General features: G+C 68.3%; 15 protein-coding genes. 10 read left to right on the plus strand and 5 right to left on the minus strand.

The window, feature by feature from the left end:
* The first annotated feature begins 202 nt into the window (after positions 1-202).
* Entirely contained in the window at positions 203-439 is a 237-nt protein-coding gene (locus NVV90_RS20405) for a hypothetical protein (protein WP_258439059.1), read from the plus strand.
* A 26-nt stretch (positions 440-465) separates the two neighbouring features.
* Here NVV90_RS20405 and NVV90_RS20410 read toward each other — a convergent pair whose 3' ends face one another.
* The 3 genes from NVV90_RS20410 to NVV90_RS20420 form a co-directional block, all read right to left on the minus strand.
* Entirely contained in the window at positions 466-753 is a 288-nt protein-coding gene (locus NVV90_RS20410) for a MoaD/ThiS family protein (RefSeq protein ID WP_258439060.1), read from the minus strand.
* An 8-nt stretch (positions 754-761) separates the two neighbouring features.
* Positions 762-1895 (minus strand): exo-alpha-sialidase, encoded by a 1134-nt coding sequence (locus NVV90_RS20415; RefSeq protein WP_258439061.1) that lies wholly within the window; start codon positions 1893-1895, stop codon positions 762-764.
* 72 nt (positions 1896-1967) lie between these two features.
* Positions 1968-2168 (minus strand): hypothetical protein, encoded by a 201-nt coding sequence (locus tag NVV90_RS20420; RefSeq protein ID WP_258439062.1) that lies wholly within the window; start codon positions 2166-2168, stop codon positions 1968-1970.
* Positions 2169-2327: 159 nt separating this feature from the next.
* Between NVV90_RS20420 and NVV90_RS20995 the strand changes: the two genes are divergently transcribed.
* The 3 genes from NVV90_RS20995 to NVV90_RS20435 all read left to right on the plus strand — a co-directional run bounded on the left by NVV90_RS20995 (position 2328) and on the right by NVV90_RS20435 (position 6396).
* The gene (locus NVV90_RS20995; protein WP_309304078.1) at positions 2328-5435 is read left to right on the plus strand and encodes a CHAT domain-containing protein; all 3108 of its coding nucleotides are present in this window, start codon (positions 2328-2330) and stop codon (positions 5433-5435) included.
* A gap of 7 nt (positions 5436-5442) precedes the next feature.
* The gene (locus NVV90_RS20430) at positions 5443-5820 is read left to right on the plus strand and encodes a CU044_2847 family protein (protein ID WP_258439063.1); all 378 of its coding nucleotides are present in this window, start codon (positions 5443-5445) and stop codon (positions 5818-5820) included.
* A gap of 81 nt (positions 5821-5901) precedes the next feature.
* Complete coding sequence (locus tag NVV90_RS20435; protein WP_258439064.1) at positions 5902-6396, plus strand: universal stress protein; 495 nt, start codon at positions 5902-5904, stop codon at positions 6394-6396.
* A gap of 266 nt (positions 6397-6662) precedes the next feature.
* Here the strand turns inward: NVV90_RS20435 and NVV90_RS20440 are convergent, their stop codons facing one another.
* A complete protein-coding gene (locus tag NVV90_RS20440) occupies positions 6663-7337 on the minus strand; it encodes a metal-dependent transcriptional regulator (protein ID WP_258439065.1) in 675 nt (224 codons plus the stop codon).
* An 87-nt stretch (positions 7338-7424) separates the two neighbouring features.
* Between NVV90_RS20440 and NVV90_RS20445 the strand changes: the two genes are divergently transcribed.
* From NVV90_RS20445 to NVV90_RS20470, 6 genes are all read left to right on the plus strand, one after another.
* Positions 7425-8534: a multicopper oxidase domain-containing protein gene (locus NVV90_RS20445; protein WP_258439066.1), complete on the plus strand. Its 1110-nt coding sequence runs from the start codon at positions 7425-7427 to the stop codon at positions 8532-8534.
* On the plus strand, positions 8531-9904 hold the full coding sequence (locus NVV90_RS20450) for a ZIP family metal transporter (RefSeq protein WP_258439067.1): 1374 nt from the start codon (positions 8531-8533) through the stop codon (positions 9902-9904). The genes NVV90_RS20445 and NVV90_RS20450 overlap by 4 nt, the downstream gene beginning before the upstream one ends.
* A 22-nt stretch (positions 9905-9926) precedes the next feature.
* Positions 9927-10751, plus strand: coding sequence for an alpha/beta fold hydrolase (locus tag NVV90_RS20455; protein ID WP_258439068.1), 825 nt, complete (start codon positions 9927-9929; stop codon positions 10749-10751).
* 57 nt (positions 10752-10808) lie between these two features.
* Positions 10809-11165 carry a metal-sensitive transcriptional regulator gene (locus NVV90_RS20460; protein WP_258439069.1) on the plus strand — a complete coding sequence of 119 codons (357 nt, stop codon included), beginning with the start codon at positions 10809-10811 and terminating at the stop codon, positions 11163-11165.
* A 49-nt stretch (positions 11166-11214) separates the two neighbouring features.
* Entirely contained in the window at positions 11215-11448 is a 234-nt protein-coding gene (locus tag NVV90_RS20465) for a heavy-metal-associated domain-containing protein (RefSeq protein WP_258439070.1), read from the plus strand.
* Positions 11449-11520: 72 nt separating this feature from the next.
* The gene (locus NVV90_RS20470) at positions 11521-13887 is read left to right on the plus strand and encodes a cation-translocating P-type ATPase (protein WP_258441248.1); all 2367 of its coding nucleotides are present in this window, start codon (positions 11521-11523) and stop codon (positions 13885-13887) included.
* A gap of 15 nt (positions 13888-13902) precedes the next feature.
* On the opposite strand, the gene NVV90_RS20475 is transcribed toward NVV90_RS20470, so the two are convergent.
* Positions 13903-14175, minus strand: a complete 273-nt coding sequence (locus NVV90_RS20475) for a DUF2277 domain-containing protein (RefSeq protein ID WP_258439071.1) — start codon at positions 14173-14175, stop codon at positions 13903-13905.
* Positions 14176-14244: the final 69 nt, after the last annotated feature.

The following is a 14244-nucleotide window of genomic DNA, read 5'->3' on the forward strand; positions in this document are numbered from 1 at the left end:
CGCGAGCGGACACTTGAGGCCCCAAATCCACGGATTCTGGGGCCTCAAGTGTCCGCTCGCGCTTCCATGTTCGAACCCGCGCCCACGCCCGACGCGCAGAACTAACCGGACGCTAACCGCAGCGAAATACCGTGGCAACATTGCCGCGCCACACTGGAATGGCCGGCAAGTGCAGGCACCAGCTCCCGCTCAGGAGGTCACGATGCTAAAGGAAGTTCAAAGCCACCCAACACGTATCCGCGCCATTGCCCAGCTCCACAGGGGCGACGAAATCGAGGCCCGCCTCTCCGTGGGACCCGCCTACGATGACGTGGTCATCCGCAAGGGCAAGGTCCAGGAAACGGCACCCGGAATCGGCGTCGTCTGGATCATGGACCATGCCTCGGGCATGCGGAAAGCCATCAATACCGACGAATGCAGCGTGTGGCGGGTCGCCTGAAGCCCGGCTTGACCCCATGCGCCCACTCAGCCGCCGGCCACGGACTGGATGATCAACACCTCCTGGCCGGCAACAACCTCCGTATCCAGACCCTTCAGACGCCGGACCTCATCGCCGTTCACGTAAATATTCACGTAGCGGCGGAGCGCACCGGTTTCATCCCGCAAGCGCCGGGCCAGCACCGGGTAATCCCCGGTCACCGAGTCCAGCAACCGTCCAACGGTCACAGCCCCGTCGGCGGACGCAGTCAGACAGGACTGTCCGCCGACGAGTGGCTGCAGGACACCAGGCAGCAGGACCGTGAAGTCAGCCACGACGGGCCCTATCCGGGCGCCGGGGCGCTGACGGCAAAATCGCCGACGACGACGGCGGCCCGGACGCACAGCACGTCCGGCAGGTGTGAGACCACCTCGGTAAACGTCTCGCCCTCGTCGGCACTGGCATAGACAAAACCGCTGCGCGTGCCGAAGTAGACGCCCGTCGGTTCAGCTGAATCCACTGCTGCCGCATCGCGAAGCACCGCGTTGTATTCGTGTTGCGGCAGGCCGGAGTCCAGGCGCCGCCAGGTTTCCCCCGCGTCGTCGGTACGGTGGACGGCAAGCTTGCCGTCGGGCGGGATCCTATGGCTTTCAGCCTTCATGGGGATCACCCAGGCGGTTCCGCTTCGACGGGGATGCGCCAAGACTGTGAAACCGAAGTCTGCGGGCAGGCCCTCCGCGATCGATTCCCAGTTCCCGCCGTCGTCGTCCGTGCGGTACACGCCGCCGTGGTTCTGCGCGTAGAGGCGGCCCTCGACGCCGGCATCCGCGGCGATCTTGTGCACGCACTGCCCGAATTCTGGGTACTGGTCTGGAAGGAACTCCGCCTGGATGCCTTTGTTGCGCGGCTCCCAGGAGCCTCCTGCATCCGTCGAGCGGTAGACGCCGCCGGTGCTCATCGCGACCAGCACACGGTCCCTGTTTGGGTCAAGCACGAACGAATGCGCCGCGGGGCCGCCGAAGCCGGATCCCCATTCAGTCCGGTGTGGGTGGTCCCAGAGGCCGCGGTTCAGTTCGAAGTGCTCGCCGCCGTCGGTGGATTTCCACACCGAGATCGGCTCGCAGCCCGCCCACACCACCCCCGGACGGGACTCCGCGTCGGGGTGGATCTGCCAGACGCGCTCAAGCGCCGCCTCCGTGTCCTCGGGGAACTTGATTGCGCCGTGCTCCGGTTCGGTCCAGGTAGCGCCCAGGTCGTCGGAGTGGGCGACGGTGGGGCCCCAGATTTCGGAGCGCACGCCTACGAGGATTCTGGTTCGGCCGTCCCGCGTGTCGATCCCGATGCTGGGGACTTCGCTCATCAGGAAGTGCGGGCCGGAGAGGGACCATTCCTGGCGGTCCGTGCTGGTTGCCAGCCACAGTCCTTTTTTGGTCCCGATCGCTAAGACATAACTCTCTGCGGTAGCCATGAACCCCATGCAACCACGCACGCGCGGGAGCCGCAACGGGTATTTGGGCAAGGCCCGAGACAGTTTCCGTGCAGGGAAGCCTCAGTCCACAAACTCCGACTGCGTCTCGATGAAGTCCCAGTCGGCCTCGGTGAGGACGCCGCTGACGTCGTCGGGATGCGGACCGCCGGCTTCAGCGATGTGCTGGATCACCTGCAGCGGCAGTTCCTCTGCCCTCAGGTTGTCCCGCAGCCATTCCTTGCTCTCGATGTTGATATCCAGCCACCACATGAAGATTTCCATGCCGGACCACCTCTCCCTCGGCTTAACGGTAGGCCCGGCCGCGGAGCACCACAAGAGCAGGCGCCGGAGCCCGCAAACCCTTGTCGCGGACCCCGCGGAGGGCCACCCTTGAGGTAGGGACCATGCGGGTTCATGGTCCGGGCGTGGAGGGGGCCTGGCGTGGACGCTGACATTGAGCTGGAGATCGATTCCGGTTCAGAACACGGCGAATACACGGTGCGCGTCGTGGAGGCTCCGGCGGGCGGACATGCATCCGGGACCTTCACCCTCGACGTCGCCGGCATCCTTGAGCGGCGGGCCGAACTGGAGGCGACGGTGCTGGCGTCGTCCGTGGCGGCACGGCGCACCACGCCGGTCATGGAACTCCCCGTCCGGGGTGTGGGGCAGGAACTCTTCCAGGCCCTGTTTACGCGGGAGGTCTATGGAACGTACCGGGCCAGCCTGGGGGCCGCCCAGCATGCGGGGCAGCAGCTGCGCGTGGTGCTGCGGCTCGCGGCCCCGGAGCTCGCGGCCCTGCCGTGGGAGATGCTGTTCGACCCCGAGACGGAGTCGTACCTCTGCCAGACCGAACCCCTCCTGCGCCACATTCCGGCGCCCGACTACCACCTGAACCCGCTCGACATCACGCCGCCGCTGCGGATCCTGGGCATTGTGGCCAGCCCGCGCGATCTCCCCTCCCTGAACGTCGACGCCGAAAAGGACCACCTGACGCAGGCCCTGGCCGGGCCGGTTTCCGAAGGCCGCATCGAGCTGGTCTGGGCGGCCGGCGGAACCTGGGACGCGGTGCAGGCCGCGCTGCTGGCCGGGCCATGGCACGTGGTGCACTTCATCGGCCACGGCGACTACGACGCCCGCGCGGACGAAGGCAGGATCGCCCTGGAGGGGCCGGACGGCCGCGCCGCGATGGTGCGGGCGGTCCGCCTCATGGCGCTGCTGAGCATCGCCGCACCCCGCCCCCGCCTGGTGGTCCTGAACTCGTGTTCCTCGGGAGAAACGGGCCAGGCCGACCTTTTCTCCGGCACGGCGGCCTCTTTGGTGCGCAGCGGGATCAGCGCCGTGGCGGCCATGCAGTTCGCCATCAGCGACTCCGCGGCCATCGCCTTCGCGCATGGGTTCTACGCGGCGATCGCCAACGGCCGGGCCGTGGACGAGGCGGCCCGGGTCGGCCGGATCTCCGTCATGGCCAGCCCGGACGGCACCCTGGAATGGGTCACGCCCGCCCTGTATGTGCGGGGCGGATCCACCCAGTTGTTCACGCTCGCGGCCCCTGCCAAGCCTCCGACGGCGGCCAACGCCGCCGCGGTCCCCGCGCCTTTCGCCGCACCCGTTCCGCCCGCCGCCGCGCCGGGGCTTTTCGCGGCGCCGGTGCCGGTACCGGGGACCCTCTCGGACGCAGACGCCCTGCGGCTGAAGGAGCGGGCGCACAAGGCGCAGTTGCGTGCCCTGTATGTGCAGGCGACGGCGGAGCTCCGCACCAGGAACTTCGGGCCGGCGGCGGAACTGTTCGACGACGTCCTGGCGCTGGAACCCGGCTACCGGGACGCCCAGGCCCTGCGTGACTCGGCACTGCGCCAGCTTGAGCTGGCCGAGCAGTACGGGCATGCCCGCGAGGCCGAGGCCGCCCAGGACTGGGGCGGCGCGGCGGAAATCTACGCCCTGCTGGAGGGCGAAGCCGGTTACCCCGATGCCGGCGAGCGCAGGAAGGACTGCGAGCGCCGGCAGCGCGTGGCAGAACTGCAGAGCGAACTCCGGTACCACGCACAGCGGGGCAGCTGGCAGGCGGTGCTGGATGTCGCCGTCGAGCTTGAGGCCCTGGACCCGGCCGAGGCGGACCCGGACGGGCTCACGACGGCGGCCCGCACCGAATTGCGAGGCACCCCGGCAGCGCCCGCGGCGGAGGAACCCGCGCCGGCAGCGCCCGCGGCGGAGGAACCCGCGCCGGCAGCGCCCGCGGTGGAGGAGCCGCCGGCTGCCGTGGCGGTGCCAGAAGCGCCGCTCGCCAAGCCGGTGCCCCAGCGTCCGGCCGCCCTTCCCGAAGCTGCAGCCCCGCGGGCCCCGGCCACCCCGGTTCCCGTCCCGCCGAGCCCGGCGCCGCCGTCGGCCCCTGTCCGGCGCCCGGTTCCCGCCCCATGGGAGTCGTGGCTGGGACTAGCCGGCGGGCTCCTGCTCGCGGTGGCCGGCATCGTGGGCGCTGGCGCAGTCACCGAGTACTACTGGTACGTCTACAAGATGGATTCCGGCGCTACTTCGCTGGCGCTGGCCCTGGGCTTGCTGATTCCGGCAGCGCTGCTGGCAATGGCGGCGGCCGGAGTACCCACGCGTGCAGTCGCGGGCCGGCTGCTGCTGGCGGCGGCGGCACTGTCCTCGACGGTCCTTGGCTGGGCTGGGCTTGAAAGGATGTCCGTGCCGACGGCCGCCTTCCTGACCGTTCTCCAAGGCACCGCCGCCCTGGCGCTGGGGATCCTGTGCGTCCGGGAGCCATGGCCTCGGAGGGTAGCCGGATGGATCCTGGGCTTGTCCCTGACGGCAGTGGCCCTCGCTTGGATCCGCGAGGAACCGCTCTTCTTCCAACTCAGCTATTTTGTCCCGCTGACCCTGGCCGGGCTGGTGGTGGCATGGGTGTCCCGGCCGTGGCAAGCGCCGGATCCCGGCGGCGGGGAGCATCCGCTGCCCCAGGCGCACTCCGGGGCGGGCCTCGCCCCCGCTTCGACGCTTGCCAGTCCCCGGCCAGTGAATCCGCGGTTGCTGCTCAGCGGAGGCTTGGTGCTTGCTGCCTCCGGCACGTGGGCAGCGTGGGGGCAGGGTGTGATCCTTGTGGACGAAGGTTGGTGGTGGGAGGGCGGCCGCGAGATCCTCCGTCTCTTGCTGGGGCTGGCAGTTCCGCTCGGCTACATCCTGGTCCTTGCCGGGCTGCCCGGCCGGCCGGTCCGCGGCAAAGTCCTGCTGGGCGTGGCGATCGCGGCGGTGGCGCTGCATGGCGGCTCCGTGGATGTGGAAGTCGATCCCGACTACGTCCCGTTGCGCGTGGCTCTGAGCCTTGTGGCCAGTGCCTGCGCCGTGGCCGCGCTGATGATTGCCCGCCGCAGCCAGCCCGAACTTCAGCCTGCGCAGTGGCTCCTGGCCGCTCCCCTGGTGCTGCAGCCGATCATCTGGATCCCCAGCAGCGGAGCCTTCGTGGTTGTCCATCTGGTCCTCGTGGCCGCCGCTGGCACCGCCCTTGCCGTCCTTGCACGGCGGGCCGCAGCCCGCCCCGCCGGTCCCCGATAGGAACCCCATGACCCAGCTGCTCGAGTTTCCCACCGACGACGGCGGCACGGTCACCGTTGAAGTGTCGACGGCGGCCGGCGGGGTGGTGGTCCGCGGCGGCGACCATTCAGGCATGTTCGCCCGTGCCCAGCAGACGTTCGAGAGGGCGCTGGGGCACATCCGGCCGGCCGTCCAGGGGGTCATCGACGAACTCCTGAGCCTGGAGCACCGCCCGGACGAGGTGACCGTGACGTTCGGCATCGACCTGCACGCCGAGGCGGGCGCCTTCATCGCGGCGGCCAGCACGACGTCGAACTTCAACGTTACGCTGACGTGGCGCCGGGCGCCTGGAACACCCCGGCCCGGAACAGCCCAGCCCAAAGCGGACGGTTTTGACTCCGAATGAGCCCCCGCGCTTTGCGCACTGCTTGCCGTACGGGCAGGGCGACGGCCTGTTCAAGGACCGCGGGCCGGGCCACAATGAAGTATGTCTCCGGAGAGTTTCAGCGGCCCGGTTCCGTTGGTGGTGGGCGTCCTGCCCGGCCAGCACAGCGAGGTACTGAAGACCGCGCGCATGCTTGCTGAGGGGCTGGGAACGCCCATGGTCTGCGCCTATGTGGACGAGGCCAGCTATCTGGTGGAATGGGATCCGTCCAGGGAAACCCACCGCATGTCCCTCCATCCAGAGAAGGTCGACGCCGATCTTGAGGCGGTCCGCGACGATCTGGCCGCGTTCATCAAGACCGCCTTGGAAGGGAGCCCTGCGGAGTGGACCGTGCGACTCCTTGCCGGTGATCCTGCCCGCGCGATCGGCCGGCTGGCCGCGGATGTGCATGCCTCCATGATCATCGTCGGCACGCCGGAACCGGGGCTGGGGCACCGGATCTCCGAGGCTCTGAACGGCTCGGTGGCGTCCTGGCTGAGCCACCACCAGCACACGCCGGTGCTGATCGTGCCGCCCGCCAAACACCGCAGGGGCTGAGCCGGACGAAGCCTTCACACCGGCACCGCAATGCGAGTCTTGTGCCCACCGGCGGGCAATCCGGGCCTAGCACAAGCCCCTAAAAAGTAAAGTCAAAGTACTTATTCGAGGTGCTGGCCAAGGCCCTGATCGGCCCGTAGAGTATTTAAAGCAGGCAAGCAAAGCACCTGCTCAAAGGCCGCTCCGGAGTGCATATCCCCCAATAATGCACTCCGGAGCTCTTTGTTTAAACGGAAGCTTCGGGGCTGTGGAAACGGGCGCTCGACCTACCCGGCCACAACCCAAATGGCCGCCGCCGCGACGGGGCCGAGGTCGGCGTCGTGGTCGCTGCCCTGCCGCCGGATGGTGGTGACATCCGTGTACGGCCGCCGCTCGCGGACCGTCAGCCGGACATCCGGGGCCAAGCCCAATTCCGTGAAGTAGCGGAGCATCTCGGGGTCGTCGTCGGAGATGCGGGTGATGACCACCTCCGATTCCGGGCCGGCATCGGAGAGCAGGATGCCCTCCGGGGGGTGCGGCTGGCCGTCCGCCGTGGGGATGGGGTCGCCGTGCGGATCGCGCGTGGGGTGGCCGAGGTGATTGTCGATCCTGGCAATCAGGGAATCCGAGACGGCGTGCTCCAGAATTTCCGCCTCGTCGTGCACTTCGTCCCAGCCGTAGCCAAGGACCTGCACCAGGAAGGTCTCCAGGAGGCGGTGCCTGCGGACCATCGCCACGGCATTTTCGCGGCCCTCGGCCGTCAGTTCGATGCTGCCGTAGGGTGCGTGCGTGACCAGGCCCTGCTTGGCCAGCTTCTTGATGCCGTCCGATGCCGTGGAGGGCCGGACGCCCAGCCGTTCCGCCATGACACTGACCGTGATCGGCGTGGAGGTCCACTCTGTGGCACTCCAGATCAGCTTGAGGTAGTCCTGGGCAGCGTGGCTCAAATCCGAAACGGGCATATCCGATGATATCAACGGAAAGCTGACTGTTAGACTTGCCTAACAAATATGTTAGGCCTATTGAACAGTGTTGTTTCAGGAGGAGCCGTGGCCAAACTTCCGGTACAGGACGGGCCCGCACTGCCCAGCAGGCGCTCGATGATTTCGGGCGCCGCGGCAATGGCCGCCCTCCCCGCCTTCACGGCACTCCATGACCACAGCGGCGGCACCCCGCCGCCGTCGGGCACGCCGGCGTCGGGCACGCCGGCGTCGGGGATCTTGACGTCGGGCACCCGCGCCACCAGCCCCACGGCCCTGGGCAACCATGCCGGCCACGCGGGCTTCGCCGGTGGCGCAGTGCCGCCGGACCGCGCCGGCATCGACCCCACCGCGATCCTGCGGGACTTCGACCGCGGCAAGACCAGCACCCTGCCGGACGGCCGCACCCTGCGCGAATGGGACATCGTCGCCGTCGACAAGGACTTCGAGATCGCGCCCGGGGTCACGTTCCCGGGCTGGTGCTACAACGGCAGGATCCCCGGCCCCACGCTCTGGGCCCGTGAGGGCGACGCGTTGAGGATCAATTTCACCAACGCCGGCGCCCACCCGCACACCATGCATTTCCACGGCATCCACCGCGCCGAAATGGACGGCACGCCGGGGATCGGCGCCGGCTCGATCGCGCCGGGCCAGAGCTTCAGCTACGAGTTCGACGCCACCCCGTTCGGCACGCACCTGTACCACTGCCACCAGTCGCCGCTGGCGCCGCACATCGCCAAGGGCCTGTACGGCGGCTTCATCATCGAGCCGCGCGCGGGGCGCCCCACGGCCGATGACGAGATGGTCATGGTCATGAACGGCTACAACACCGACGGCGGGGACGACAACGAGTTCTACTCCGTCAACGGCCTGCCGTTCCACTTCATGGACCACCCCGTGCAGGTGAAGCAGAACGCGCTGGTGCGGATCCACCTCATCAATGTCCTGGAGTACGATCCCATCAATTCCTTCCACGTGCATGGCAATTTCTTCCACTACTACCCCACCGGGACCATGCTCACGCCCAGCGAATACACGGACACCGTCTCCCAGGTGCAGGGCCAGCGCGGCATCGTGGAGATCCGTTTCCCTTACCCGGGCAAGTACATGTTCCACGCCCACAAGACCGAGTTCGCCGAGCTCGGCTGGATGGGCTTCTTCGAGGTGGAGCCGGCATGAGCCCCGACGACATGAACACCGAGGAAACCACGACGGCGGCCGCCTCCGGCCGTCGTCCGGCACCGCGGCAGCCGCTGGGGCAGCAGGGGCCTGGACAGCAGGGGTCTGGGCAGCAGCGGCCAAGGCAGCGCTGGTTTGGGCAGCGCTGGCTGCTCGGGCTGGGACCGCTCGCGCTGATCGCCATCCTCCTGGGGCTCTTCACGCTCTTGAACGGACCCGGACTGGCCAAGCTCGGCGCGGAAATCCCGCCCAAGGAAGTGGCCGTCGTCGAGAACGTCCGCCTCACCCCCGGCCAGATCGAACTCACGGTCCGCAACGAAGGACCGGACCCGGTCTCGATCGCCCAGGTCAACGTCTCGGACTACTACGCAGCATTCACCCAGACGCGGGAGACCATGGCCCCGCTCGAATCGAGCACCATCACGGTCATCTACCACTGGGTGGACGGCGACCCCTACGAGATCGCCCTGGTGACGTCCAACGGCGGCAAGATCCTGGCCACCATCGACGCCGCAGTGGCCAGCCCGGAGCGCGGCAACTCGTTCTTCGGCCTTATGGCTTTGCTCGGCGTCTACGTTGGCGTCATCCCGGTGGCACTGGGCATGCTGTGGATGCCGTTCATCCGCCGCTCCTCCGCCGCGTGGGTGCAGTTGCTGCTCGGCGTCACCGTGGGCCTGCTGGTCTTCCTGGCGTTCGACGCCACGCTCGAAGGCATGGAAATCGTGGCGGACAACAGCTCGTTCGGCGGACCGCTGCTGGTGCTCCTGGGGGCCTTCGTGGCCTACCTGGTGCTTGAGGGAACCGACGCGTGGATGCGCAGGCGGCAGGACGCCGGCATCGCTGGGGCCAGCGCCGGCGCTTTAGGCACCCCCGGACAGCCTGCTGCGCTGCCGCCGCGGCGGCTCGCACTGCTGATCGCCATCGGCATCGGGCTGCACAACCTGGGCGAGGGCCTGGCCATTGGCTCAGCCTATGCCGTAGGGTCCCTGGCGCTCGGGGCCACGCTGATCGTCGGCTTCGCCATCCACAACACCACCGAAGGGCTGGCCATCGTCACGCCGCTGGCCAAGCAGCCGCCCACCCTGGGCCGCCTGGCGGTGCTGGGCCTGATCGCCGGCGCCCCCGCCATTGCCGGGGCATTGATAGGTGCCACGGTTTACCAGCCGAGCATTTCGGCCTTCCTGCTGGGTGTGGGCGCCGGGGCCGTGGCCCAGGTGGCCGTCAAGATCCTGCCGCTGCTCCGGGACAAGGAAGGCAGCGACACTGACGGCGGCGGGAAGGCCGGGCGCACCCTGACGCCGGTGACCAGCGCCGGCATCATCCTCGGCATGCTGGTGATGTTCGCGACCGGACTGCTGGTCCAGGCATAGCCGGGAGTCCTAGGCTGGACCCATGGCCAGGGTTCGCGTTAACGGGGTCGATCTCTACTACGAGGAACGCGGTGACGGCGTGCCGATCCTCGGCATCCACGGAACCCCGAGTTCGGCCGTGATGTGGGAGGACGCAGCCGGGGAACTCGCCGAGCACGGGCGGTGCATCACCTATGACCGCAGGGGCTTCCACCGCAGTGCGCCACCCGTTTCCTTCGATCGCATCGACCTGCTTGAGCACGTGGACGACGCCGCCGCGCTCCTTGCATCGCTGCATGCCGGCCCGGCGGTGGTCATCGGCCGCAGCACCGGCGGCGTAATCGCCCTCGGTTTCGCACTCCACTTCCCGGACAAGGTAAAGGCCCTTGTCCTGCTGGAGCCTGCCCTGTTTGCGATCGATCCGGAAGCCTCCATCTGGGCCAGCGAGCTGCGCCGGAGGGTCCTCATCACGTCGGAAGAAGACCCTTCCTCGGCCGCCGAAACCGTGGTGCGCGATGCTCTCGGCGACGAGACCTGGGAGTCCTTTCCGGACGAACTGAAGGCCATGTTCTCCGGGACAAGCCCTGCGGTTCTGGCGGAGATGCGGGGGCACGGCCTGGACCTCAGCGAGGATCCGCTCGATCTCGGTGAAGACGAACTTGCCGGTATACGCCGGCCCACGTTGATCATTTCTGCCGAGGATTCCCCTGCGGCCTGCCGGCTGGTGAACGCCCGGCTGGCAGGTGCCCTGCCCTACACCGAAACCGTACTTGTCCCGGGCGGCCATCTCATCAATCCCGCCCACCCTGCAGTCCTGGCGTTCATCGACCGGATCACGGCGCGTCCGTCGTCGTGGGGAGAGTCATGAAAAATACCCCCAGGGGGTACTTGCCTTGATACCCCCATGGGGTATACCTTTGGGTGCATGAGCACGGTAGATCTGAGCATCACAGCCCCAGTCGTCGGCGTCGGGCATGAAGTCCACGCCCAGCACGGCTACTCCGCCAACAAGGACGCCTACCTGCGCCGGCTGAAACGCATCGAAGGCCAGGTCCGCGGCATTGCGCGGATGGTGGAGGAGGACAAGTACTGCATCGACATCCTCACGCAGGTCGCGGCCGTCACCAAGGCCCTGCATGCCGTCAGCCTCGGGCTCGTCGAGGAGCACATCGGCCACTGCGTGGTCGGCGCCGCCTCCGAGCCGGATCCCGGTGCTCGCGCCGAACAGATCGACGCCAAGGTCAAGGAGGCCACCGATGCCATCGGGCGCTTGCTGCGGTAATTCCGCCACGTCACACCACACCATCCAACTCACCACCAAGGAGCACGCCATGAGCCAGACCATCCAGACCAACGTCAACGTTTCGGGCATGACCTGCGGCCACTGCATCTCCAGCGTGAGCGAAGAACTTGAATCCCTCGCCGGAGTGGAAGAGGTCGCCGTGGACCTGAACCCCGGCGGCATCTCCACAGTGACCATCACGTCCACCCAGCAGCTCTCGCGATCGGAAATCGGCGAGGCCGTTGCCGAAGCCGGCTACCTCGTGGTGGCCAACGAAGCCTAGGAGTTCCCCTTGGACAAGCAGGACATCCTCCAACAGCCCGGAACCCGGGTCATCGAGCTCGACATCGAGGGCATGACCTGTGCCTCCTGTGTCAGCCGCGTGGAGCGAAAACTCGGCAAACTTGACGGCGTGGAGGCCCTGGTCAACCTCCCCCTGGAATCAGCCCACGTCACGGTCCCGGCAGCCATCACCGACCAACAAATCGTGGACACGGTCAACGCCACAGGCTACAAAGCCACAGTCCGAGAATCCCCCAGCCACACCCACCACGTCCACACCCACGAGCAGCACGACGGCGGCCACTCCCACGGCGGAACGGAACACGACCACAGCGGCGGCGCGACACATATGCGGCAGCATGCGTCTAAGCGAGGCACGAGCGAGCATGCAGAGCATGTGGGTCGTGAGGCCGCGGCAGGTGACCACCAGGCGCACACAGACCACATGTCCCACGGTCCCGCGGCGTCCAAGCTGCGCCCGCGGCTTATCGCCGCGGCCATCCTCACGGTGCCGGTGTTCGCGATTTCGATGATCCCCGCCGTGCAGTTTGCACACTGGGGCTGGGTGGCGGCGGCGCTGGCATTGCCGGTGGTGACGTGGGCGGCCTGGCCCTTCCACCGTGCCGCGGCCATCAACGCCCGCCACTTCGCGTCCACCATGGACACGCTGGTCTCCATCGGCGTGCTGGCCGCATACCTGTATTCGGCGTGGCAGCTGTTCGCCAACCCGATGATGACGGAACACCCCGGCATGGAGTCCATGGACGGGATGGGCGGAGGGCTGTACTTCGAGGTGGCCGCCGTGGTCACCACGTTCCTGCTCCTGGGCCGTTACCTCGAGGCCAACGCGAAGGCCAAGGCCGGCGATGCCCTCAAGGCCCTGCTGAGCCTGGGCGCCAAGGATGCCACAATCCTGGTCGACGGCGTGGAGCACAAGATTCCGGCGGACCAGCTCGAGGTGGGCGACGTCTTCGTTGTCCGTCCGGGTGAGAAGTTCGCCACGGACGGCGTGGTCACCCACGGCGCGTCCGCCGTCGACACCTCGCTGGTGACCGGCGAATCGGTGCCGGTGGAAGTCGGACCGGACAGCCCCGTCACCGGCGCCACGATCAACACCTCCGGTAGGCTGCTGGTCCGCGCCACACGCGTCGGCGCGGACACCACGCTCGCGCAGATGGGCCGGCTGGTCAGCCAGGCGCAGACCGGCAAGGCACCCATTGCACGGCTCGCGGACCGGATCAGCGCGGTCTTCGTGCCCGTGGTGCTGGTGATTGCTGTCCTCACGTTTGTGCTGTGGCTCGTTTTCACCGGCGAGGTGAACGCCGCATTCACCGCCGCCGTTGCAGTGCTGGTCATCGCCTGCCCCTGCGCCCTGGGACTCGCAACGCCCGTCGGCCTGCTGACCGGCACGGGCCGCGGCGCCCAGCTGGGCATCCTCATCAAGGGCCCGCAGGTCCTCGAGGACACCCGCACCGTTGACACCATCCTGCTGGACAAGACCGGCACGGTGACCAGCGGCAAGCTCGCCGTGGACCACACCCTGGCCCTGAACGGGCACTCCGGCACCACTGTCCTCACCCTGGCGGGCGCGGTGGAGGCCGCCTCCGAGCACCCCATCGCCCACGCGATCGCCGCCGCGGCGAAGGCAGGACTGCCCGACGGCGCCGCCCTCCCCGCGGTGGAAGGCTTCACCTCCGCCCCCGGCGGCGGGGTCCGCGGCACCGTGGTGCTGGAGGGCACCGCCAGCACGGTCGTCGTCGGGCGGTCCGGCTGGCTCGACCAGAACGGCATCGCCCCCGACGCCGCCCAGCAGGGCACTCTCTCGGCCCAGGAAAACGGCGGGGCCACCGCCATCTGGGTGGCCGTGGACGGCCAGGCTGCCGGTATCGTCAGCCTGCGCGATACCATCAAGCCCGGCTCCGCGGCCGCGATCGCGCGGCTCAAGGAACTCGGCATCCGCCCCATGCTGCTGACCGGGGACAACGCCGCCGTGGCCGCCCAGGTGGCTGCCGCCGTCGGGATCGCGCCGGAAGACGTGCTGGCCGGGGTCCTGCCGGAAGGCAAAGTGGAGGCCGTGCGGAAACTGCAGCAGCAGGGCGCCACGGTGGCCATGGCCGGCGACGGCGTCAACGACGCCGCTGCCTTGGCGCAGTCGGATCTGGGCATCGCCATGGGATCGGGCACGGACGTGGCCATCGAGGCCGCGGACCTGACCGTCATGGGCAGCGACCTCGGGCAGCTGGTGCAGGCCATCGAGTTGTCGCAGAAGACGCTGCGGACCATCAAGGTCAACCTGTTCTGGGCGTTCTTCTACAACGCGGTGGGCATCCCGGTGGCGGCCCTGGGCCTGCTCAACCCCATGATCGCCGGCGCAGCGATGGCGGCGAGCTCGGTCCTGGTGGTGGCGAACTCCCTGCGGCTGCGCTCCTTCGGCAAGTAGCCGCCGAGCGGCAAGTCAGGCAGTACCGAAGCGGACGGCCGCCCTGGCCCTGGCCTTGGCGGCCTCCTCTTCGCGGTTCCGCGCCGGTGCATGCGTCACCAGTGCATCCAGAAGGTGCTGGGTGATGTGCGCGATCTCGTGCACGGCCTCCGCGAAGGCCTCCTCGTTGGCCTTGGACGGCTTGGCGGTTCCGCTGATCTTGCGCACATATTGCAGCGCGGCGGCCTCCACCTCGGCACTCGTGGCGTGCGGTTCGAAGTTATGCAGGGTCCGGATATTGCGGCACATACAACCATGCTAGCCATGGGCAGTGCTGCATGGGGAGGCGTCCCCATCGACCCGCCCTGGGAAATCCGA

Origin of the sequence: Arthrobacter sp. CJ23 (assembly GCF_024741795.1) — a bacterium.
Lineage (GTDB): Bacteria > Actinomycetota > Actinomycetes > Actinomycetales > Micrococcaceae > Arthrobacter.

What these genes read in the sequence shown, in the direction of transcription:
- NVV90_RS20455 (WP_258439068.1), top strand. Translation starts at nt 9,927, where the DNA reads ATGGCCAGGGTTCGCGTTAACGGGGTCGATCTCTACTACGAGGAACGC.
- NVV90_RS20460 (WP_258439069.1), top strand. Translation starts at nt 10,809, where the DNA reads ATGAGCACGGTAGATCTGAGCATCACAGCCCCAGTCGTCGGCGTCGGG.
- NVV90_RS20450 (WP_258439067.1), top strand. Translation starts at nt 8,531, where the DNA reads ATGAGCCCCGACGACATGAACACCGAGGAAACCACGACGGCGGCCGCC.
- NVV90_RS20470 (WP_258441248.1), top strand. Translation starts at nt 11,521, where the DNA reads ATGACCTGTGCCTCCTGTGTCAGCCGCGTGGAGCGAAAACTCGGCAAA.
- NVV90_RS20440 (WP_258439065.1), bottom strand. Translation starts at nt 7,337, where the DNA reads ATGCCCGTTTCGGATTTGAGCCACGCTGCCCAGGACTACCTCAAGCTG.
- NVV90_RS20465 (WP_258439070.1), top strand. Translation starts at nt 11,215, where the DNA reads ATGAGCCAGACCATCCAGACCAACGTCAACGTTTCGGGCATGACCTGC.
- NVV90_RS20415 (WP_258439061.1), bottom strand. Translation starts at nt 1,895, where the DNA reads ATGGGGTTCATGGCTACCGCAGAGAGTTATGTCTTAGCGATCGGGACC.
- NVV90_RS20420 (WP_258439062.1), bottom strand. Translation starts at nt 2,168, where the DNA reads ATGGAAATCTTCATGTGGTGGCTGGATATCAACATCGAGAGCAAGGAA.
- NVV90_RS20435 (WP_258439064.1), top strand. Translation starts at nt 5,902, where the DNA reads ATGTCTCCGGAGAGTTTCAGCGGCCCGGTTCCGTTGGTGGTGGGCGTC.
- NVV90_RS20475 (WP_258439071.1), bottom strand. Translation starts at nt 14,175, where the DNA reads ATGTGCCGCAATATCCGGACCCTGCATAACTTCGAACCGCACGCCACG.
- NVV90_RS20430 (WP_258439063.1), top strand. Translation starts at nt 5,443, where the DNA reads ATGACCCAGCTGCTCGAGTTTCCCACCGACGACGGCGGCACGGTCACC.
- NVV90_RS20405 (WP_258439059.1), top strand. Translation starts at nt 203, where the DNA reads ATGCTAAAGGAAGTTCAAAGCCACCCAACACGTATCCGCGCCATTGCC.